Raw genomic sequence first — 21,186 nt, 5'->3', positions numbered from 1 at the left:
GACTAGCCCTTCGATGCCGCATTCATGTTCTCGGCGAATTGCTCCGGTGTGATGTTCTTCAAGAACAGTTCGTCAATGTTGCTTAGTAGGGCTTCGGCGGCTGTGGGTTCCAACGCCTGATCCCAGGACTGAGTGAAGTTGGGCGCCGCATTGAACGCATCCGAGACGAAACCCAAGAACTCACTGTCGTCCGAAGCGTTAATCATGTCCTCCGCACCGGTGAACACCGGAACGCTTCCGCCATCCACGTACGCCTGCAGAGTCTCCTCTGTCCAGAATCCACGCTTGAAAAAGTCCTTCATTATGTTCTGCTGTTCTTCTGAAGCGGCAGCGTTGATCGAGAAGTAGCTACAAGGATTGCCTGCCAAGTTCGCCCCGTCGCCCGCGCCGCCAGTAATGCTCGGGAACAGCGAGTAGCCGAGTTTGCCGGCCGAGATAAAATCACCGCCCTCATTCTTGAATCGAGCGAAGCCCGATGAGAGCTGGAGCAGCATCGCCGCTTTACCGGTCCACAGCAACGCGTAGTCTGCGGAGTTGTCTGTCGCCATTGAGGCAAAGCCCTGCACGAACGCATTGGCATCCACGAGCTCCTGAACCCGCTGGCCCATCTGAACGACCGAGTCGTCGAGCCACGCATCTTGTTCGCCGGCGAGAATCCGCTTGAACACCTCAGGTGCGGCCACCCGGTCAAGGATGCACTCGAGATACATCATTGATGTCCACCGCGATTGTCCGGCCAACGAAATTGGTGCAATCCCCTTGGAGTTGAACGACTCGACGAGGCCCATCAGCTCATCCCACGTCGTCGGTTGGTTTGCGCCAGCCTGATCGAATAGCTCGTTGTTGTAAAACATGACGACAGGGTTCGTCGCATTGATCGGCATGCCATAGATGCGCGCATCAACAGAGCCGGCCGGCCATGCGTTTGCCACAAACTTGTCTTTGAAGCCATCCTCTTCCAGCCAGTCGGTCAGATCGAGGACGCTTCCGGAGTCGACCCACGTCCTCAGGCCTCCGCCGCCCCACCCGTAGAAGGCATCCGGTGCCTCGCCTGCTCCGATCGCCATGCGGATCTTTTGTTTGTAGGCATCATTCTGGAAATAGGTGGCCGATACGGTCCCCAGCCTGTCTGACAACTGGTTGTAGCGCTGAACAGCAGGATCATGAATCGTCTCATTTGGCGCAGCCGTCAATGACCATAGGGTCGCTTCACCATTCGATCCACCGCCGGCAGAGGCCGACGTTGAGGGACCGGACGTTCCGCATGACGACAAAGCAGCCGCAGCGCCGACGCCGACAGACATGGTGAGAAACCCACGACGATTAAAGGTAGGCAACATTCTAGACCTCCGAGAATTAGAAGAATTCGACCACTGTTATTGTTCACGGTCTGGTTTGAGCAACAATGCTCTGATAGTTAATATTTGCTTCACTCTTCACGAAAGAGTGGATCTAGCAGGAACCCAGCAAAACTTTGATTCATCCTTTGGGCATAGCGTCATATTGCTGAATGACGGTTATCAAACTCATTGAGATCTTGACGTGTCATCACCCCCGGGCTTGTTGTCGCTTGTGCTCCAGTAGCGCGAGCCATCTATTTGTGATTTCGAATTTTCAGAACTTGTCTCTGTCGCTCGGCGTTGTTGAGCACCTCGGCCGCCTGACGGGCCGCCCCCAATGCGACGTATTCGCCGGTCTCTGGTATCTCGACTTCCATGTCAAGCAGAGACGACGCTAGCCGCTGGATTGCCTCCAACTGTGCTCCTCCTCCCACGAGTTGTATGCGTTCCACCCTCACGCCAGCGTCACGAACGGCATCAAGCGCCCCGCGCATCAGGATCAGCAGGCCTTCGACACTCGCCCGCGCTATGTGGGCCGGGTCGCAATTCGAAAGCCTCATGCCCGTGAGCGACGCGGATGCATCGGGAAGGTTCGGCGTCCGCTCACCCTCGAAATACGGGGTGAGGACGAGACCCCCGGCGTCAGGAACCGACAGCGCGAGCCGGGAGAACTCGTCGTAGCCGACACCAATAACGCGGGCCATGGCATCGATGATGCGCGAGGCGTTGAGCGTGCAGGCCAGCGGGAGCCATCGTCCAGTGGCATCCGCGAAGCCCGTGACCAGCCCTGACGGATCGACGACCGAGTGATCCGAGACAGCGGCGACCACCCCGGAAGTGCCCAACGAGAGCATCGCCTGACCGGACGAAAGGCCAACTCCGAGGGCGGCGCCGGCGTTGTCACCGCAGCCGGGCCCGAGCTTGATGCCCTCCCAGCCGCGAGCAGCATCCCCGCATCCGGCAGATTCGAAAGGCGCAAGGATCTTCGGCAACGCGATCCTCTCCGCCACCGACTCATCAATTCGAAGGGCCCTGGCGAGAATGTCCCGACGGTACTCACCCTGCTCCGGTTTCTCGCGGCCGACACGCGCCATGTATCCGGTGCCGGACGCATCCGAGCGGTCGGTAACCAGCCTGGCCAGCGACGACGTACCCGCGATCTTCCAGGTCAACCAGTCGTGCGGCAAGCAGACAGCGGCAAGACGAGCGGTATTGTCCGGCTCATGATCTGCCAGCCAGCGCAGTTTGGTCACGGTCAGTGAAGCCACCGGAACCGAACCCGTGGCCTCTGCCCACCACTTCGCACCTGCCGCTTCGTCGCCGTCTCCGGCTTCCAAAGTCAGGTCATGAGCAGCATCCGCTGAGCGGGTGTCGTTCCATAACAATGCGGGACGAATCACCTGTCCGGCAGCGTCCAGACAGACCATGCCGTGCTGCTGCCCGCCAACCGACAGCGCAGCTACATCGTCCAGGCCACCGGCGTCGTCAACAGCCGACAGGAAAGCCTGCCACCAGATCTCGGGGTCGCACTCGGTCGCATCAATGTGAGCTGCGCGGCCCTGGCGCACGACCGCGCCGGTTTCCGGATCGACAATCAAGACCTTGCATGCCTGCGTCGACGAATCGACTCCCGCGACATACGGGCGATCAGTGCTCATCTTCGCGTCCTTCTCTTCGTCTCACTAGTACCGACCAAGTCAGGATTTGAGTCTCGAAATCGAGACCAAGCCCTCGAGACACCCCAAAGACGGAACACCTCGAAGTCCGCACACAAGTCGTGCTCCACGCTTCCGAAGTGTTCGTCTCCACGAGAGTTCATCCGATTCCGAAATAGGTCCCGCGATCAGCCAGCATCAGCTTCACGCCTCAGCCAGCGCATCCACCAGATAGTTGTTGATGGTTGCTTTGACAGACTCCAAGTGGTCAGAGCGCGTCGCATCCACGAGTTGGCGCTGCGTCAGATCGAGTGCATACGTCTCCAGATCGGCCAAGCTCGCGGACCCATCCTCGACAGCAGCACCGATACCCGAGTCGAACGAACCGTACCGTTCGGCCACCAAATTCTCGAAGTAGCGATCCTCGTGCAATTTCGCGGCCACCAACAGGCCGGCGGCGTAGGAGTCCATGCCGACGATGTGCGAGCGGAACAAGTCCTCCGCGGTGAAGGAAGTACGACGGGGCTTGGCGTCGAAGTTGAGGCCGCCGTGCGGTCCGATCGATCCTTCGTCCAGCACTTCCCACATCACCGAAGTCGTCTCGTAGAGATCGGACGGGAATTCATCCAGGTCCCAGCCCAGCAGCTTGTCGCCCTGGTTGGCGTCCAACGAACCGAGCAGACCCGCAGCCCGTGCAACGCGGATCTCGTGCTGGTAGCTGTGGCCGGCCAAGTTGGCATGGTTGCCTTCGAGATTCAGCTTGAAATCACCGTCGAGGCCGTAGGTCTTGAGGAACGCGATAGTGGTCGCTGCGTCGAAATCGTACTGATGCGAGGTCGGCTCCTTCGGCTTCGGCTCGATCAGGAACTGCGCGTCCAGCCCGATCTCATGGGCGTAGTCAACAGCCATCTGGAAGAACCTGGCCTGATGGTCCTGCTCACGCTTGAGATCGGTGTTCCAGACATTCTCGTAGCCCTCGCGTCCACCCCAAAAGACGTAATTCTGGGCGCCCAAGCGCTGGGCGATTTCCAGGCTGTGCTTCAGCTGAGCGCCGGAGTAGGCGAAGACATCGGCATAGGGCGACGTGGCTGCGCCGGCCACGAAGCGCGGATTGTTGAAGAGATTGCAGGTATTCCACAGCAGTTGGACGCCGGTGGCCTGCTGAAGCTCGGCGATGCGGTCGACAACCTTGTCGAGAATCGCGTTGGTCTCGCGCAGGGTATCGCCTTCGGGAGCGATATCGCGATCGTGGAAGCAGAAGAACTGCACCCCGAGCTTCGTATAGAGCTCAAACGTGTAATCAACCTTGGCAAGTGCCAATTCGACCGGATCGGTGAAACGGTCGTAGGGACGCTGCGCGGTGCCGTCGCCGAATGGATCGACCAAGCGCTGATCGAAGGTGTGCCAGTAGGCGACAGCGAAACGCAACCATTCGGCCATCGACTTGCCGGCCACCACCCGATCTGGCTGGTAATAGCGGAAACCCAGGCCCTGGCGTGGATCGGACTTCCCGACGAAGGGAATCGGCCCGATATTCCACAGATCTGCCATCTGAACACCTCCATGTGCGCGTCGCAGCACCGCCGCTGCAACCTGTTTTGTTGCGATACAAAACAATAGGCACGAGTGGGACGACACGTCAAGACCCGCCATCACACAGATCCAGCGACGGGGCGGCGCGAGGGCACCCCGAGCTGCCGCTCGTGGGTATAGTCATCGAACATGACCGCCGGCCGGCCTCGAATATCATCAAGTCGTCAAACAGTCCCCCGACTCCAAACAGGGATCAACGTCGAGAGCGTGCGCGCCATGAACCTGTCATTGGTGCTGCGGCATATTCTGGCCGCCCCCGGCGCGGTATCGCGAGCAACGATCGCCTCGCGGATGGGGACGACCCGCGCCACTGTGTCGCGCCTGGTGGACGAACTCTGCAACACGGGGCTGGTCTGCGATTGCAGCCCTTCCGGCGACGCATCCAGAGGACGCCCCGGTATCCCGCTCGCTCCCCAATTCGGGCGCGTGGTCAGTCTCGGTGTCGAGATCAACATCAGTTACCTGTCGGCCTGCGCCGTCGAACTGACCGGCGAGATCTTGGCGCAAGAAACCGTCAGAGGTGATTTTGCCGGATCTGACCCCGCGGTCGCCATGGCCCAACTCGTCGACCTCGCCCGACGTGTGATGACTGCCGCAATGAAATCAGCAAAGGCCGCGAATCCGGTCTTCGTCGGCTCGGGACTGGCCTTGCCGGGGCTGGTTTCCTTGGAGACCCTGGCTCTTGCCCCGAATCTGGGCTGGCGTGATCTGTCCCTCGACGAGTTATTGGAGCCGTTGTCAGATCTCAACCCGGTTCTGGTTGCCAACGAGGCGGATCTTGCCGCGTTTGCGGTCGCGAATCCGCGGCCCGGTGCTCCCGACGGACCGGCCTCCTTCGTCTACGTTTCCGGTGAGGTCGGCATTGGCGCCGGAATCATCATCGATCATCACCCTTTGGCCGGGGCACACGGCTGGTCGGGAGAAATCGGGCACATCTGTGTGGATCCGTCGGGACCGATATGCTCCTGCGGCGCCACCGGCTGTTTGGAGGCATATCTGGGACTCCGGGCGTTGGCGCGCAGTGCAGGACTACCTGCTGGTTCGACACCCGAAGAGATCGTCTCGGCCGCGCGCGACGGGTCGTCCGAGGCGCGATCGGCGATCGCCACCGGCGGCGCCGCGCTTGGTCGTGCCCTGTCGGCGATCGTGAATACGGTCGACATCCCCGAGATCATCCTCGGCGGCAACGTCGCGGTTCTCGCGGACGAACTCATTCCCCCCGCTCGCGATGAGTTGCACGCCCGAGTCCTCCAGTCACCGTGGGCCGAACCCGAGCTCCGAATCTCCGAGGTACGCGCCGATCTCGCGGTCATCGGCGCTGCGCACAAGGTACTGCAACGTCTGGTCGATGACCCGATTGCCTGGACGAATGGTATTCCCTGAGCTACAGATACCGCTGAATCGCGTTCCCGCATCACGCTTCGGACGATACCCCCAAACTCTCGGAGCATTGCGTCATGGGGAAACCCGAGATGGCACAGGCCAGCCCGCGCCAAACGTTGGCTACACGCCCCCGTTCACAGTCCCCAACACCCACGGCCGGAAGCGCGGCCAAACACGCCAGGAAGATTCCGTACACCTCTTGACACCTAGTTTCGTAATGTGCTTTTGTTAAACCAGTTTCTTGAACTAGCAGGCCGCGTCGATGCGGCCGAACCTAGATCGCAAGGGTGCGAGGGTGGAGGTAAGTAAATGAAGACCGATCGATTCACACTGGATGGCAAGGTCACGATCGTGACCGGTGGAGGCCAAGGCATCGGCAAGGTGGTGGCAGGAGAGCTGGCTGACCAGGGCTCCGACATCGTCATCTTTGATCTGCAAGATGCTACCGAAGTGGCCAACCAGATCGCCGAGCAGCACGGCGTGAGCGCAATGGCGTTGGTCTGCGATGTGACCGATCCCGATCAGGTCGCGAAGGCAATTGACCAAGCGGCGGACCGGATGGGCACGCTCGACCTGCTCTTCAACAATGCGGGCATCTGCTTACACAAGCCGGCGCTTGAATGCACACCGACCGATTTCACCAAGGTCGTCGACGTCAATCTGAACGCTATCTTCTTCGTGGCACAGGCGTTTGCGCGCTGGCTGGTCGCTCACAACAAGCAGGGCAACATCGTGAACACGGCGTCCATGTCGGCGACCATCGTCAACATCCCGCAGGGGCAGGCGTCCTACAACTCATCCAAGGCCGGTGTCGCACATCTCACCAAGTCGCTTGCCGTCGAGTGGGCACCATTGGGTATTCGCGTCAATTCGATCAGCCCGGGATACATCAACACCGAAATGACCGGAAATGTCCGCGAGGACTGGCGCCAGATCTGGACGGACATGATCCCGTTCAAGCGCATGGGCTCCCCCGAGGAACTCGCCGGGGCCGTCATCTACCTGCTGTCGGACGCGGCCACTTACACATCAGGCGCCGACCTCATCATCGACGGCTGCTTCACGGTCGTCTAACAGCACGCCACGCATCTCGTCCGGTTGTCTTGTCACAGCTGCCGGGGAAAGCCGGCGCACACAAACATTCAACCCGAATTCACCGCCGAATTCAGACATCAATCGACGGGTCGGGATTACTCAAAGGAAAAGACTCGCATGTTCAAAAAGCTCACTGCAGTCGCGACCGCGACTCTCGTGGCGATTTCCCTGGCGGCCTGTGGATCAGATTCAGGTTCTGGTTCATCCGGCGGTGAAGGCGAAATCTGGTACTCGACAAAGAACTCCACCGAAGCCGTTCACGTCGCCATGGCCAATGGCGTCACCCAGGCCGCCGACATGCTCGGCTTTAAGGGCGAGGTCGCAGTGGCCGAAGCGGACGCGGCCAAGCAGAACGACCAGTTGAACAACATCGTCCAGAATATGATGCCTGCGGCGGTCGTTGTCAACCCCTATGACTCCGATTCGATCTCCGACGTGATGGGACGCGCCAACGACGCGGACATTCCGATCGCCGTCATCGACAACAAGGCCAACAACGCCGAAGCCGATGTCGCAGTACTCTTCGACTCCATCAAGTCCGGCGAAATGGCCGGAGAAAAGGCCGTCGAATTGCTCACCGAGAAGTACGGCGAGCCCAAGGGCGTCGTCGTCAACATGTACGGCGAAGTCGTCTCCCAGGTGTTCAAGGAACGCTCCGAGGGATTCGAAAGCGTCATCAAGCAGTATCCCGATATCGAACTCGTCTCGGTACTCGGCGCCCCCGAATCCGATGTGGCGACCAGCGCCTTGAACAACGTCATCGCCGACGCGAACTCTTCCGGGAAGACGATCGACCTGATCAATACGCCAACCGACACCGCCACCATCGGCGCCGTCGAAGCACTCAAGACAAACAACATGTGGCAGAAGACCGGCGAAGAGGGACACGTCTTCTTCATCTCCCATGACGGCCTCGGCGACGTTCTCAGTTACGTCAAAGACGGGTATGTGGACGCGGAAGTCGTCATCGACGTGCTGGGCGTGGGCGGCATCGCCACCGAGATTCTGAACGCCTACCCGATGCAGGGCCAAGAGGTGCCCACATCTGGCACCTTCACCCCTGAGGGCTCCTATCTCAATACCGAGGTCACCTTCACCTCCGGTGACACGGGCGCCACCGTGATGCTCGACCCGCTGGTGGTGGATGCCTCCGGAGCGGATAACCCACTCATCTGGGGCAACGCCTCCTAACCGGATCTGCCAACAACATCCGGTTCGACCTCTGAAATTCGCAGGGCCCGGACGACAGGCCGTGGTGCCGCTGTGCATCTGATCTGCCAGCGGCACCACTGTCAACGAAGGAACCAGCCGTGAACACGACACCATTACTGCAAGTCAACAACATATCCAAGATATTCGGAGCAACCCGTGCCCTCTCCGACGTCAGCCTGGAGGTCGGAGTCGGTCAGATCCACTCGCTGCTCGGCCGCAACGGCGCCGGCAAGTCGACCTTGGTGAACATCATCGCCGGCATCTATCCTCCGAGCGTCGGCGAGGTGCTTTTCGATGGCCAGGACATCAGGTCCCTCAACATCTTCAATCGTCAAGAGTTGGGCATCAGGCTTGTCCCCCAGCACGAGAACTCCTTCCCCGACCTCTCGGTGGGCGAGAACATTTTCTCGGGCGTCCTGCCGCTGCGCCGCGGCCTGGTCGACTGGAAGACGATCAACCAGGTCGCTGCCCAAGAACTGGGCGACTACGGGCTGAAGGTTGATCCCCGAACACCGGTGCGAGAGCTGAGCTCCATCGACGCTCGCAAGCTCAACATCATCCGCGCCATGCACTCGGGTGCCAGACTCATCATCTTGGACGAACCAACCACCGCCTTGACCAACCGTGAACGCGCCGAGCTGTTCAGTTTCGTCCGTGATCTCAAGGCGAAAGGAACTGCCTTCATCTTCATCTCGCACTATCTGGGTGAGGTGCTCGACCTGTCGGACGAAATCACAGTGCTGCGAGACGGCAAGATGTACCCGGTCGACATGTCGAAGAAGGCCACCGAGTCTCATTTGGCCTATCTTGTCGCGGGCGAAGATGTGGAACTCACCAGGCGTTCAGAAGCGCACAATCCCAACGGCGACGGAGTGCTGCTCCAAGTCGACGAGCTTTACGGCACAAATCTCGAGAACGTCTCGGTCGACGTACGCAAGGGCGAGATTCTCGGGGTGGTCGGATTTCCGGGCTCGGGGGCGCGTGAGTTCTGCCGCGCGCTGTTCGGCCTCACCAAACTGACCTCCGGCACGATCACCGCCGAAGGTCACCGGCTGACCTTGAGTTCGCCGGAACAAGCCATCGCACAAGACATCGCCTACATCTCCTTCGATCGGCAGCGCGAGGGCATCATGCCGACGATGAACGTCAACGAGAACATCGGCATCGCCAGTCATCCAGGAAAGCTGAAGGCTATGGCCGGATTCATCAATCTGGCCAAGCAACGGCTGTTCTCGGAGCAATACCGGCAGGCTCTCAAGATCAAGTGCAGTTCCATTGAAGACCAGATGGACCAGTTGTCCGGCGGCAACCAGCAGAAGGTCATAGTCAGCCGGCTGCTGAACACCGATCCGCGGCTATTGATTCTGGACGAGCCCACCGTCGGCATCGACATCAAGAGCCGTGAAGAGATCATCGCGACCATCCTCCGCCTCACCGATCAAGGCATGAGCACCATCTATCTCACGAACGACTACGAGGAACTCCTGCGGGTGGCGGATCGTCTGGTCTTCTTCGACGAAGGCCACATCGTCACCATCCTCAACAACACAGACATCACCATCGACGAACTCACCGCCATCAGGGACCGTGAGAAGGAGGCCGTGTAGCGCCATGTCAGAGACATCTACTGCTCGAAAAGTCGCCGACTTTTGCATGAATCAGGCGGTATGGATTCTGCTCGTCGCGTCCATCGTGATCATGGGCTTGTTCCGGTCGTCGTTCTATTCGTTCGGCATTCTCTCGAACGTCCTCGTTCAGGCGACGGTCATGGGACTGCTGGCCATCGCAATCTCCATGATCATCGTGCTGGGCGACATCAACCTGGCCACCGTCGGAACCGCCGGTTTCTCGGCCCTGCTCGGTGTGCTCGCCATGAAGGCCGGCGTGCCGGTCATCGTATCCATCCTGATCATCCTGCTCGTCGGATCGGCCATCGGCTTGGTGAACGGAATCATCGTCACCAAATTGAGGGCCAACGCGCTGATCACGACCTTGGCCATGAACATGGTGCTGCAGGGCGGGCTGTTGGCCATCACCGGCGGCACCACCATCTCGCAGCTTCCCGATTCCTATAAGTTCATCAGCCAGGGAAAGATCGGCCCGTTCCCGGCATTGCCCGTCGTGCTGATCATCGCCTTCGTAATTTTCCACATCATCTGGACGCGCACTCGTTTCGGCCGGGCCTTGTTCGCGGTAGGCGGCAACTTCCGCGGTGCATATATCGCCGGCATCAACGTCGACCGGACGAAGATCTTGGCCTATGTCGTGTCCGGGCTGCTGTCGGGTATCGCCGGCTGGCTGCTGTCGGGATATATGGGCGCCGTGACGTCATCATTCGGAACGACCTACGAGATGCAGGTCATCGCCGCCGCCGTCATCGGTGGCGTGAGCCTCACCGGCGGCAAAGGCAGCATGCTCGGGGTGCTGGCCGGCACTCTGCTACTCACCGTGATTCAGGTCGGCTTGGCGATTCTCGGTATCGAATCGACACTCATCACGTTCGCCGGCGGCCTGATGATCTTCGTGGCCGTGCTGATCGACGCCGTCCGCAATCTCTATAACGCCCGCAGATGAGGAGGTGAGAGCGCGTACGCCTGATAGTCAGTCCCGAAGAGATCTGTGCCCAGCCATTAGGATGAGTTCGATTCGCACGTGACATCGCCTGGCAGTGGGCAATGCAAGACTCGCGGCCACGAAGTCGCCCAGGAGGTGAAACCAGAGATGAAGTCGTCCAGCATCAGAAAGCGAACCCGCCGGGCAACCTACGACTTCATCCGCGAGCGAGGCATGGCTACCAAGAATGACATCGCCGTGGCCCTGGGTCTCAGTCTCCCGACGGTGTCGAAGTACCTCACTCATTTCATGGACGAGGGACTGCTGGAGCAGCGGGCGAAGCTGTCATCGGGCGCCAACGGCGGCAGGAACCCGATCGGCTATGCCTGTGTCGCCGACGGCAGGCTGGCCGTGGGCGTCGACGTCACCCAGGACCGCGTCATCTGTCTGCTGGTGAACCTGGAACGCGAAGTACTGGCACAACGCGAGACCCGCCGCGAGTTCGAGATGACCGACGATTACTACGCTTTCATCGGCGCCGAGGTCGAGGCCCTACTGGCAGATTCGGCCGTTGACCGCGGCAAACTCCTCGGGGTCGGAGTGGCCGTCCCCGGATTGATCAGCGAGGCCACCGCGCAAGTGACCTACGGCCGCGTCATCGACAACCAGGGCCTCACCGCCGAGGACTTCGGCCGGCACCTGGGCGTCCATACCTTGCTGGTGCACGATTCGGACGCTGCCGGGCTCGCCGAGTTCTGGCCGGATCACGGGGTTGACAACGCCTTCTACATCAGCCTCTCGAAGAGCGTCGGCGGATCTGTGCTCATCAATGGCCGTATCTTCCGGGGCGACGGTGAATTCGCGGGCGAGATCGGGCATCTGCGCATTCATCCCGGCGGAAAACGCTGTTACTGCGGGCAAAAGGGCTGTATGGACGCGTACTGCAACGCCAAAGTGCTTGCCAGCAAGGCAGGGGGATCGCTGGAAACCTTCTTCGCTCGTTTGGGCACCGGTGACCAAACGACGATGCAGGAGTGGGACGACTACACCTCGGATCTGGCGCAGGCCATCCACAATATTCGAGTGCTCTTCGGCTGCACCATCATCCTCGGCGGCGACGTCGGCGCCCACATCGGCGATCATTTGGCGCCTCTACGGCAGAAGGTGGATCAGCTGAGTTTCCTGGCCAGTCACTCGGAAAACTTCTTGATGCCATGCAGCTACGCCACTCAACCCGTCGCGACGGGTGCGGCACTCTATCTGGTGGCCGAATTCCGCGATGAGCTCGGCCCCGCCCAGCCGCAGGCCCCTCAGGTACGCCGCACCAAATCCTGACCATCAATGCCTGATGTACCTGTTTGCTCCGGCAATCAGATACATCGCACAGTCTCACGCCACTGGGCGCGGACAACAGCGTCCAAGCCTTGGCACGAACCATTCATTTCTGATCGGAGTTCACCATGTTTGCAGCAGTAATCGGAATCGATGTCGGCACATCCAGCACCAAGGGCGTGCTGAGCGGTTTGAACGGTTCCGTCCTCGCCACAGCAACACGTCAGCACGACGTTCAGCGTCCGCATCCGGGCCATGTGGAGATGGCTCCCGACATCTGGTGGCAGGAGTTCTGTTCGCTCGGCCGCGAGTTGACCTCGGCCCAGCCCGAAGCCCAAGTGGTCGCCGTCGGAGTGTCCGGAATGGGCCCGTGCGTCGCTCTCGCCGACGAGCACTCGGCGCCGGTTCGACCGGCCATCTTGTATGGGGTCGATACCCGCGCGGTTGACGAGATCGCCGAATGGACGACGAAGCTGGGCGGCGATAATGCCATCATCGCGAGATGCGGTTCGATTCTGACCACCCAGGCCGCCGGCCCGAAGATCGCCTGGATTGCCCGTCACGAGCAGGCTGTGTACACCCGCGCCAAGAGACTGTTCATGCCGGCCAGTTGGCTGGTGTGGAAACTCACCGGTGCCTATCTGCTGGATCACCAATCGGCCTCCCAATGCACCCCGATGTACGACATCGAAGCTCAAACCTGGTACCGCCCCTGGGCAGATCAGATTGCCACCGGTATCGACCTGCCGAGGCTGGCGTGGGCCGGCGAGATTGCCGGTACGGTGACTCCTGCCGCTGCCGAAGCGAGCGGTCTACCGGCGGGGATCCCGGTGACCTGCGGCACGATCGACGCATGGGCCGAGGCTCTGTCGGTGGATGCCCACAACGTTGGTGACCTGATGTTGATGTACGGCACGACGATGTTCTTCATCAACACGGTGAGTGAACCGGTGCGCACACCTGCGCTCTGGGGCACCATCGGGGCCCTGCCCGGCACCCGCAATGTGGCGGGTGGCATGGCGACCTCGGGTGCGATCACCAACTGGTTGCGCGACCTGTTCGGTTCCCCGGGTTTCTCGGAACTGGTGACAGAGGCGGACGCCGCGGGCCCCGGTGCTCACGGTCTGCTGATGCTGCCCTATTTCGCCGGTGAACGAACTCCGCTGATGGATCCGGCCGCACGCGGAGTCCTTGCCGGGCTGACCATCGACCACACACGAGGCGATCTGTATCGTGCGGCTCTGGAGGCAACCGGGCTCGCGGTGCGCCACAACATCGAGGCCATCGAGTCGGCAGGCGGACGCATCGATCGGATCGTGGCCGTGGGAGGGGGCACCAAAGGCGACGTATGGACCCAGATCGTCAGCGATATCAGCGGTCGTCCGCAGGTCATTCCGCAAGAGACCATCGGGGCAAGCTACGGCTCAGCCTGGCTCGCCGCAAACCTGATACAGCCCATCGCTGCCTCCGAGTGGAATCCACCGGCCAGAGTCCTCCACCCCAGGCCCGAGAATGCGGCGAACTACGAGGAGCTCAATGACCTCTATCGGCAGCTCTACCCGGCCACCGCAACGGTCGCGCATGCATTGGCCCGGCGACAGGAGGCCGCCGGCTCGCGTCCCGAATGAGGTCGGGAATCCGGCACCGTCGTATGTAAACAGGTTTGGTATCAGTCCGCCTGCACGGACGGTGCTTCGTCCACCTGGAACGCCATCGGGAGCAGTTCGGCAGGACGCAACTTCGGGTCGTCTGCCGCGAGAGAACGCACCGGGCCGATTCCGGTTTCGCGGGTCTCGAAGCGTATCGTGACCACTCCGTGACCCGACCCCCAAACCCAGCCGCGTCCAAGTTCTTCATGTTCTACATCCATCCCGGGAATCCAGCTACCGGCCAGGCCATGCCGGCGCTTCATCGCCGGAGCCGAACTGACTTCTTCGGTCACGGGTGTCAGCTCTTCGTCCGCCCAGAACAGTTCTTCTTGAGCCGCGGTCGTGAAGTTCGCAACGCCGACGCCCAGCAGCCGAACCCCGCTCTCGATGGCCAACCCGGCGAGCAGACCGCGGGCCACCGACCTGATCCGCTCCGCCGAATCGGTCGCACCCTCAAGCGTGCGCGACCGCGTCCACGTGGTGAAGTCCCCGAGCCGCACCTTGATCGTCACAGTCCGCGCAAACAATCCCGCCTTACGCACACGAGCGGCCACCGTTGCCGAATCCCGATCGATCACCGCCACGATCTGATCGCGATCGACCAGGTCCTCGGCGAAGGTATCCTCGACCGAGATTGACTTCGCTTCGCGCACCGCCTGCACGGGCCGGTCATCCCTGGCGAACGCCAACTCGTGCAGCGCCGTCCCCGCCGAGCGCCCCAACTCGCGCGCCAGCTCCTTGGCCGATGTCTTCTGCAGATCGGCGACCGTGGCAATACCAAGCTTGGCCAGCCGGTCCATCGTCGCGGGTCCGACGCCAGGCACCGCGCGCACCGACAGCGGCGTGATGATCTCCAGTTCCCCGCCGGACGGCACCACCAGTTGTCCATCGGGTTTGGCTGCCTCGGACGCCAGTTTGGCCATGAACTTGCTGGATCCCACACCGACCGAGGCGTGCAGCCCCTCGGTTCGCCTGGTCAACTCCGAGCGGATCTCGCTCACCAGCTCCTCAAGCCGCACCGCATTCGAGGTGTCGATGCCGCCGGCCTCGAGGTCGACGTAGGCCTCGTCCAGACTCAATGGCTCCACGACGGGACTCAACTCGCGCAGCAGCGCCATGACGATCCGGCTCGACTGCCGATAGGCATCGAATCGTCCGCCGAGGTACGCCGCGTTCGGGGCGCGCCGTCTCGCCTCACCCGTCGACATCGCCGAGTGGACGCCGAAAACCCTCGCCTCATAGCTCGCGGTCGCCACCACCCCGCGTCCGCCGATGCCCCCGACGACCACCGGTTTGCCGCGCAGTGAAGGTTTGTCGCGCTGCTCGACGGACGCAAAGAATGCGTCCAGATCAAGATGCAGGATCGACGGAGATACCCTCATGACCTTGGTTCTCCCAGCACCGCTCTCCCCCTGCTATGTTTCCGCAATACTCGGCTTGACATGCTCATCAGCAATGACAACAGCTAGCCGTATCGAGCATGTGCACAAATATCTGAATCCAGGTTAGGCCACGATGCTCGGCTCGCTCTGTGACGAAAAATCATCCAAGCGGCGCATCAAAGAACTTCAGGATGTGCGTTGCGACCGCACACAATTCGCCACGCTGATTGTGAATCTGAATGCTCGCGTAGGTCTTGGCTGCTTCGTCGTCCACCTCATCGATACGGTAGGTGACGGTCAACGTGTCACCGAGCAGGACGCCTGCGGTAAAACGCACCTTGTCATAGCCGTAACTGACGCAGGCCTGGCCGGACCTGGCCTGAATCATCGTCGAACAGGCGGACGACAAGCTGAGCACCAGCATGCCGTGCGCGATGCGGCCTCCATAGCTGGTGGTCTTCCCATATTCCTCGTTGATGTGATTGGGCGAAAGATCGCCGGTGATACCGGCAAAAAGATAGACGTCTGATTCGCTCAATGTTTTGGTGAATGTGGCGACATCACCGGCGTCGAGATTGATCTTCACCCGCGCGTCCTTTCATATTTCACGAAATCGAATTCGCCGCGTGGCTCCCGCGAAATCTCCTGCCATTCGGGCACATGAATTTCCGGGAACAATACGGAACCCTGGGCGTCGGCATGAACTTCGGTGATATCCAGTTCATCGAGATGGGGCCAGGCCATCCGGTAGATCTGGCCGCCTCCGATCACGTAGGCCTCGTCACTGGACGCGGGTCCGGCGGCATCATCCGGACCCACCTCACGGGGAACGGCACCAGGGGAATCCGCCGCTCGTGGAGTGCGGAGCCCGCCCGGAGCCGCGCCCCCGGAGGCAGAGCTATCGATATCGGAACTGTTCAGAGCAGGAATGGCCGCATCGCGTCGAGAAGCGCCACCGGCAGCGGCGACCGCCTCGTCCCAGGTCGATACCGCAATCCCCCGAGGACGCCCGTCGTGACCTGTGGGAAAGCTCAGTGCGTCCGGATCGTGTGTGATGACGATGCTGCAGCGGCCGGGCAGCAGACCCATCGCATCGTGCGTCTTACGGCCCATGATCAGCGGATGCCCCATGGTGACCTTCTTGAACCGCGCCCAATCCTCCCGGAACTTGAACGGTTGGTCGTCGCCGTCACCGATCACACTGTTGCGGGCCACGACCGCGATCGCAATCAACTTCATGCGCCCCGCTCCTCCATTTCGCCAAACTTGGGCCGTCCGTCAGCTGTTCCCATGGCTGGCCTCTCGAGACGCGGCCGGCAATTCGGCGTCGTCTTGATATTTCGGCCGCACGAATGACCTCCGTATTGCTCCATCCAGCATGTGCGGTTCACACCGCGATCGGTGCTTTGATCGCTGGACGCGGGTGATAATCGGTCACTTTGATGTCATCCAAAGTGAAATCGAAAATGTCGTTTACCTCCGGATTCAGCCACAATTTCGGCAGATCACGGGGTTTACGGGCGAGCTGCTCATGCACCTGGTCAATATGGTTGTCGTAGATGTGCGCATCCCCCAGAGTGTGCACGAAATCTCCGACATCCAGGTCGCAGGCCTGGGCAATCATGTGGGTCAACGCGGCGTAGGAAGCGATATTGAACGGCACACCCAAGAACAAGTCGGCCGAACGCTGATACAGCTGGCAGCTCAACTTACCGCGCTCCCCCTCAGCTTGCGGCGGGGCGACATAGAACTGGAAAAGCGCGTGGCACGGAGGCAGTGCCATCTGAGGGATATCCGCGACATTCCAGGCAGAGACAATATGCCGCCTGGAATTCGGATTCTTCTTGATGTCCTCGATCACCTGGCTTATCTGGTCGACGTGCCCGCCGTCGGGGGTCGGCCAGCTGCGCCACTGATAACCGTAAATCGGGCCCAAATCTCCCTGCGGCGAAGCCCATTCGTCCCAGATGTGGATGTTATGTTCTGACAGCCACTCGATATTGGTCGACCCCTTGAGGAACCACAGCAATTCCCCGAAGACACCCCGGGTGAAGACCTTCTTGGTAGTCAGCAGCGGGAATCCGGCAGCCAGATCGAAACGCATCTGGTAGCCGAAAACGCTGCGAGTACCCGTGCCGGTGCGGTCGTCCTTGTGCACGCCGTGGTCCAGCACGTGCTGCAGCAGATCGAGATACTGCTTCATAACTGGCTCATCCCTTCAAGACTTCCCGAAGCTTCGGCATCATCGCGCGCAGTGCGCGCCCACGGTGACTGATCGCGTCCTTCTGCTCGGACGACATCTCAGCGGTCGTCAGCGGCTCCGCATCTGCGGAAACCTCCTGATCGTCCGCGATGAAGATCGGATCGTAACCGAACCCGTTCTTGCCACGAGGAGCATGGGCCAGCCGACCGGGCATCTCGCCGCGAGTCGTGAACTCTTGACCGTCAGGGGTGACCAGCGCCACCGCGGCAACAAACCGCGCGCCGCGAAGCGCGTCCGGTACATCGTCAACCTGGCGCAGCACCAAATCAAGGTTCGCCTGATCGTCATGGGCGGGCCCGTTCCACCTGGCCGAACGGACGCCCGGCATCTGGTTCAGCGCATCGACGCACAGTCCCGAATCGTCCGCGAGAGTGACCAGACCGCTGCGCTCGGCACCGGCATGCGCCTTGATCAACGCGTTGCCCTCGAACGTCCACTCGGTTTCGGGCGGTTCGGGATAGGGATCCACGTCGGCCAGGCTGAGAATCTCGATGCCGAGCCCCTGCTCGGCGGTGATCCGGCGCAATTCCTTCAGCTTCTTGGCGTTATTGGTAGCCAGCAGCACTTGTGCGCCCGCCAAGCCGTTGCCCAGCACGTTCATCGAGTCACCGGCTGAGCGAGAGCCTCCGCCTGCATCCTGGTGAGATCAGCGCAGCCGGCCTGACCGAGATCGAGCAACTGATTGAGCAGATCGCGGTCAAAGGGCGCGCCCTCGGCCGTTCCCTGTACTTCGATGAATTCGCCGGTTCCCGAGCAGACGATATTCATGTCGACATCTGCGTGGGAGTCTTCCTCGTAACAAAGATCCAACATGGGCACTCCCCGCACCACGCCGACGCTGATCGCCGAGACCGAACCGGTCAACGGCTCCCCTGCCAGCAGTTTGCGGTCGCGCAACCACGACACCGCATCGCTCAGCGCCACATAGGCTCCGGTGATGGACGCGGTGCGGGTGCCGCCATCGGCCTGCAGCACATCGCAGTCGATGACGATGGTGTTCTCACCGAGCGCCTTGTAATCGATGATGCCGCGCAGCGATCGGCCGATCAGCCGGCTGATCTCATGGGTACGGCCACCGACGCGTCCCTTGCGCGATTCGCGATCACTACGGGTGTTGGTCGCCCTGGGCAGCATCTCATACTCGCTGGTCACCCAGCCGAGACCCGAACCCTTACGCCAGCGCGGCACTCCCTCGGTCACCGAAGCGGCCACCAGCACCCTGGTGCGTCCGAAACTCACCAGCACCGATCCCTCGGCATGGTCGAGCCAGCCCCGCTGAAATGTCACCGGCCGCATATCGGCCAATCCACGTCCATCAATTCGATCGCTCACGATCGTCAAACCTACCTGCTCGCTACGACAAGAAGCAGACGGTGCCAGGAACCGCTGATTCCCGGCACCGTCTGCCGTCCTTGTGATGTCCGGCGTCCCGTAATGCAGCCCGGGACGCGGGACTATCGCTCTGCTGCCTCAACCACGATCAAGCGTCGTCCACCACGATCACGTACAACCGGCGCGGCCCGTGCACTCCATCGACACGCGACAGCTCGATGTCGCTGGTCGCCGATCCGCCTGAGATCCAGGTCAACGGGTGCCCGGCATGCACGGCAGGCTTCACGACCTGCATCGCCTCGGGCACATCCGATACCACCTGGTTTGCCCGAACAACACACACATGGCCGTCGGGCACCAATGAGATCGCCCGGCGCCCCTGGTCCTCGACATGGGTCAGCACGATGGTTCCGGTGTCGGCAACCCCGCTGGCGGCCGCAGTCACCACGGCCTCGGTTCGGTTGAGCTCCTGGTGACTGAGCTGCGGATCATCAACCCTGGCGTCGATACCGGCATCGGTGATCGCCTTGACCCAGGTCTTGTCCAGCCCGGCAGGCACCACGGCACTGTGCTCGGCGCCGATTGCCTTCAGCCCCTCAACGACAGCCTTGGCAACCTGGGATTCCTTTACCCGCACCACGGTGGCCGAATAGTCGATGACCTTTTGGACGAAGGTGCCGACCACATCGTCCATCGCAATGCCCGTGCCGTACTCCCAATCGATGGGCACATCGGTCTCGGGATTCTTGTCGGTGATGTCTGCGGTCGCCCGGCGGATCCTGGCGAGGATCTCGGTACGCGCGGCATCATCTCGCACGCTGCTCTTCATCACTTGGCCTCCTTCCGGTTCTTCTTCCACCAGCTACGGAAGGTGTCAGTCGGCGGCGCTGGAACGTCGCGGTATCTCAGCCAGCGTTCGGCCACCGGCACCGGAATCGGCCCGAGCGGCTTACCCCGCAACAACCCGCCGGCACCCCGAGTGGCCGCCTGCACCGTCTCGAAGCGGCGAGCGTCTCCGAAGAGCCAACCCGCGGTCTTCATCAGGTTCCGTTCAACGGTTCCTTCGGCATCGGCACCGAATCGGTCGGCCTTCTCGGCCTCGGCCACCCTGTTGCGCAGGTGCAGGATGATGTCGGTGAACGGAATCTTCACCGGACACACCTCGTTGCACGCGCCGCACAGCGAGCAGGCATACGGCATGCCGCGGTCGACCGGATCGTCCACGCCGCGCAACTGCGGGGTGAGGGTGATGCCGATCGGCCCCGGATAGACCGAACCGTAGGCATGCCCGCCGGCCCGCTCATACACCGGGCAGGTGTTGATGCACGATGCGCAGCGGATGCAGCGCAGCACCTCGCGTCCGACCTTGTCGGCGAGCACATCGGTGCGGCCGTTGTCCATGAAGATGACGTGCTGCTCTTGCGGGCCGTCGCCATCGGTGACCCCACTCCACACCGAGTTGTACGGATTCATTCGCTCACCGGTCGCCGACCTCGGCAACAGCTTGAGGAAGACCTCAAGGTCGTCGAAGCTCGGCAGGATCTTCTCGATGCCGACCATCGAGATCAGAGTCTCGGGCAAGGTGAGGCACATCCGGCCATTGCCCTCGGACTCGACGATCACCAGCGAGCCGGTGTCGGCGCAGATGAAGTTGCCGCCCGAAACGGCCACCTTTGCCCGCAAGAACTTCTCGCGCAGGTGAAGCCTGGCCGCGTCGGCCAACTCCGGTGGGTTGGACGAGACATCGGTAGGCGCGGGCCGGCCATAGTTCTTCATCTCGCGCAGGAAGATCTCGCGGATCTCTGCCCGGTTACGGTGAATGGCCGGCACCACGATGTGGGAGGGACGATCATGGCCGAGCTGGACGATCAGTTCCGCCAGATCGGTCTCCCATGCTGCGATGCCCTGCTCTTCCAGGTACTCGTTGAGGTCGGTCTCCTGGGTGGTGATCGACTTGATCTTCACCACCTCATCGACGCCCTTGGCTTGGGCGATTTCGGCGACGATCTGGTTGGCCTCCTGGGCGTCCCGGGCCCAATGCACCTGGACGCCGTTGGCGGTGAGGTTCTTCTCCGCCTCTTGAAGGTAGTAATCCAAGTGCCTGGACACCCGGTTCTTGATGGCCGTGGCAGCCTCGCGCAGATCCTCCCAGTCGGGCGATTCTGAGACCCGCAGCGCTCGTTTGTTGCGGATCGTCGTGGTGGCATTGCGCATGTTCTTGCGCTGGACGCTCAACTCGAGCTCTGTCTTGACCGCCTTCTGAAACTTCGGCATTCCCAAGAAGGTGCCGGGCTTGTCCGGCGCCGGGGTCAACCGCGCGACTCCGTGATTGCCCTCGGTGATCCGACGAAGCTCGGTGCTGGTGGTTGAGGTTTCTGCTCCCACAGTTGTGCTCAT

At 61.3% G+C, this 21,186-nt stretch carries 18 protein-coding genes; 7 read left to right on the top strand and 11 right to left on the bottom strand.

What is annotated here, in order from left to right:
• Positions 1–2: 2 nt before the first annotated feature.
• From QQ658_RS03100 to xylA, 3 genes are all read right to left on the bottom strand, one after another.
• Positions 3–1,304, bottom strand: a complete 1,302-nt coding sequence (locus QQ658_RS03100) for an extracellular solute-binding protein (protein ID WP_286026219.1) — start codon at positions 1,302–1,304, stop codon at positions 3–5.
• A gap of 290 nt (positions 1,305–1,594) precedes the next feature.
• The gene (locus QQ658_RS03095) at positions 1,595–2,998 is read right to left on the bottom strand and encodes a xylulokinase (protein WP_286026218.1); all 1,404 of its coding nucleotides are present in this window, start codon (positions 2,996–2,998) and stop codon (positions 1,595–1,597) included.
• A gap of 201 nt (positions 2,999–3,199) precedes the next feature.
• Entirely contained in the window at positions 3,200–4,546 is a 1,347-nt protein-coding gene (gene xylA, locus QQ658_RS03090) for a xylose isomerase (protein WP_286026217.1), read from the bottom strand.
• A gap of 258 nt (positions 4,547–4,804) precedes the next feature.
• Here xylA and QQ658_RS03080 point away from each other — a divergent pair, with 258 nt between their 5' ends.
• From QQ658_RS03080 to QQ658_RS03050, 7 genes are all read left to right on the top strand, one after another.
• Positions 4,805–5,971, top strand: coding sequence for an ROK family protein (locus QQ658_RS03080; protein WP_353057938.1), 1,167 nt, complete (start codon positions 4,805–4,807; stop codon positions 5,969–5,971).
• A 309-nt stretch (positions 5,972–6,280) separates the two neighbouring features.
• On the top strand, positions 6,281–7,045 hold the full coding sequence (locus QQ658_RS03075) for a glucose 1-dehydrogenase (protein WP_286026216.1): 765 nt from the start codon (positions 6,281–6,283) through the stop codon (positions 7,043–7,045).
• A gap of 138 nt (positions 7,046–7,183) precedes the next feature.
• Positions 7,184–8,257, top strand: coding sequence for a sugar ABC transporter substrate-binding protein (locus QQ658_RS03070; RefSeq protein WP_286026215.1), 1,074 nt, complete (start codon positions 7,184–7,186; stop codon positions 8,255–8,257).
• A 119-nt stretch (positions 8,258–8,376) separates the two neighbouring features.
• Positions 8,377–9,885 carry a sugar ABC transporter ATP-binding protein gene (locus QQ658_RS03065; RefSeq protein ID WP_286026214.1) on the top strand — a complete coding sequence of 503 codons (1,509 nt, stop codon included), beginning with the start codon at positions 8,377–8,379 and terminating at the stop codon, positions 9,883–9,885.
• 4 nt (positions 9,886–9,889) lie between these two features.
• On the top strand, positions 9,890–10,852 hold the full coding sequence (locus QQ658_RS03060) for an ABC transporter permease (protein WP_286026213.1): 963 nt from the start codon (positions 9,890–9,892) through the stop codon (positions 10,850–10,852).
• A gap of 147 nt (positions 10,853–10,999) precedes the next feature.
• Entirely contained in the window at positions 11,000–12,166 is a 1,167-nt protein-coding gene (locus tag QQ658_RS03055) for an ROK family transcriptional regulator (protein WP_286026212.1), read from the top strand.
• A gap of 125 nt (positions 12,167–12,291) precedes the next feature.
• Positions 12,292–13,791: an FGGY-family carbohydrate kinase gene (locus QQ658_RS03050; protein WP_286026211.1), complete on the top strand. Its 1,500-nt coding sequence runs from the start codon at positions 12,292–12,294 to the stop codon at positions 13,789–13,791.
• A gap of 41 nt (positions 13,792–13,832) precedes the next feature.
• Here the strand turns inward: QQ658_RS03050 and QQ658_RS03045 are convergent, their stop codons facing one another.
• The 8 genes from QQ658_RS03045 to QQ658_RS03010 all read right to left on the bottom strand — a co-directional run bounded on the left by QQ658_RS03045 (position 13,833) and on the right by QQ658_RS03010 (position 21,186).
• Positions 13,833–15,194 (bottom strand): DNA polymerase IV, encoded by a 1,362-nt coding sequence (locus tag QQ658_RS03045; RefSeq protein WP_286026210.1) that lies wholly within the window; start codon positions 15,192–15,194, stop codon positions 13,833–13,835.
• Between the two features lie 160 nt (positions 15,195–15,354).
• Positions 15,355–15,780: a MaoC family dehydratase gene (locus QQ658_RS03040; RefSeq protein WP_286026209.1), complete on the bottom strand. Its 426-nt coding sequence runs from the start codon at positions 15,778–15,780 to the stop codon at positions 15,355–15,357.
• Positions 15,777–16,433, bottom strand: a complete 657-nt coding sequence (locus tag QQ658_RS03035; protein WP_286026208.1) for a dihydrofolate reductase — start codon at positions 16,431–16,433, stop codon at positions 15,777–15,779. The genes QQ658_RS03040 and QQ658_RS03035 overlap by 4 nt, the downstream gene beginning before the upstream one ends.
• A gap of 148 nt (positions 16,434–16,581) precedes the next feature.
• Positions 16,582–17,397 carry a thymidylate synthase gene (locus QQ658_RS03030; RefSeq protein ID WP_286026207.1) on the bottom strand — a complete coding sequence of 272 codons (816 nt, stop codon included), beginning with the start codon at positions 17,395–17,397 and terminating at the stop codon, positions 16,582–16,584.
• Positions 17,398–17,404: 7 nt separating this feature from the next.
• Positions 17,405–18,058 carry an RdgB/HAM1 family non-canonical purine NTP pyrophosphatase gene (gene rdgB, locus QQ658_RS03025; protein WP_286026206.1) on the bottom strand — a complete coding sequence of 218 codons (654 nt, stop codon included), beginning with the start codon at positions 18,056–18,058 and terminating at the stop codon, positions 17,405–17,407.
• A complete protein-coding gene (rph, locus tag QQ658_RS03020) occupies positions 18,055–18,837 on the bottom strand; it encodes a ribonuclease PH (RefSeq protein WP_502928943.1) in 783 nt (260 codons plus the stop codon). Before rph ends, rdgB begins: the two co-directional genes overlap by 4 nt.
• Before the next feature lie 100 nt (positions 18,838–18,937).
• Complete coding sequence (locus tag QQ658_RS03015) at positions 18,938–19,618, bottom strand: LutC/YkgG family protein (protein ID WP_286026204.1); 681 nt, start codon at positions 19,616–19,618, stop codon at positions 18,938–18,940.
• Positions 19,618–21,186 carry a LutB/LldF family L-lactate oxidation iron-sulfur protein gene (locus QQ658_RS03010; protein ID WP_286026203.1) on the bottom strand — a complete coding sequence of 523 codons (1,569 nt, stop codon included), beginning with the start codon at positions 21,184–21,186 and terminating at the stop codon, positions 19,618–19,620. The genes QQ658_RS03015 and QQ658_RS03010 overlap by 1 nt, the downstream gene beginning before the upstream one ends.

The sequence above is a fragment of the Propionimicrobium sp. PCR01-08-3 genome (assembly GCF_030286045.1).
In the GTDB taxonomy this organism is placed as follows: domain Bacteria; phylum Actinomycetota; class Actinomycetes; order Propionibacteriales; family Propionibacteriaceae; genus Brooklawnia.
This window is presented reverse-complemented; position numbering and strand designations above follow the sequence as displayed.

What these genes read in the sequence shown, in the direction of transcription:
- QQ658_RS03100 (WP_286026219.1), bottom strand. Translation starts at nt 1,304, where the DNA reads ATGTCTGTCGGCGTCGGCGCTGCGGCTGCTTTGTCGTCATGCGGAACG.
- QQ658_RS03050 (WP_286026211.1), top strand. Translation starts at nt 12,292, where the DNA reads ATGTTTGCAGCAGTAATCGGAATCGATGTCGGCACATCCAGCACCAAG.
- QQ658_RS03095 (WP_286026218.1), bottom strand. Translation starts at nt 2,998, where the DNA reads ATGAGCACTGATCGCCCGTATGTCGCGGGAGTCGATTCGTCGACGCAG.
- rdgB (WP_286026206.1), bottom strand. Translation starts at nt 18,058, where the DNA reads ATGAACGTGCTGGGCAACGGCTTGGCGGGCGCACAAGTGCTGCTGGCT.
- QQ658_RS03045 (WP_286026210.1), bottom strand. Translation starts at nt 15,194, where the DNA reads ATGAGGGTATCTCCGTCGATCCTGCATCTTGATCTGGACGCATTCTTT.
- xylA (WP_286026217.1), bottom strand. Translation starts at nt 4,546, where the DNA reads ATGGCAGATCTGTGGAATATCGGGCCGATTCCCTTCGTCGGGAAGTCC.
- QQ658_RS03070 (WP_286026215.1), top strand. Translation starts at nt 7,184, where the DNA reads ATGTTCAAAAAGCTCACTGCAGTCGCGACCGCGACTCTCGTGGCGATT.
- QQ658_RS03015 (WP_286026204.1), bottom strand. Translation starts at nt 19,618, where the DNA reads ATGAAGAGCAGCGTGCGAGATGATGCCGCGCGTACCGAGATCCTCGCC.
- QQ658_RS03055 (WP_286026212.1), top strand. Translation starts at nt 11,000, where the DNA reads ATGAAGTCGTCCAGCATCAGAAAGCGAACCCGCCGGGCAACCTACGAC.
- QQ658_RS03080 (WP_353057938.1), top strand. Translation starts at nt 4,805, where the DNA reads ATGAACCTGTCATTGGTGCTGCGGCATATTCTGGCCGCCCCCGGCGCG.
- QQ658_RS03010 (WP_286026203.1), bottom strand. Translation starts at nt 21,186, where the DNA reads ATGAGCACAACTGTGGGAGCAGAAACCTCAACCACCAGCACCGAGCTT.
- QQ658_RS03075 (WP_286026216.1), top strand. Translation starts at nt 6,281, where the DNA reads ATGAAGACCGATCGATTCACACTGGATGGCAAGGTCACGATCGTGACC.
- QQ658_RS03030 (WP_286026207.1), bottom strand. Translation starts at nt 17,397, where the DNA reads ATGAAGCAGTATCTCGATCTGCTGCAGCACGTGCTGGACCACGGCGTG.
- QQ658_RS03060 (WP_286026213.1), top strand. Translation starts at nt 9,890, where the DNA reads ATGTCAGAGACATCTACTGCTCGAAAAGTCGCCGACTTTTGCATGAAT.
- QQ658_RS03035 (WP_286026208.1), bottom strand. Translation starts at nt 16,433, where the DNA reads ATGAAGTTGATTGCGATCGCGGTCGTGGCCCGCAACAGTGTGATCGGT.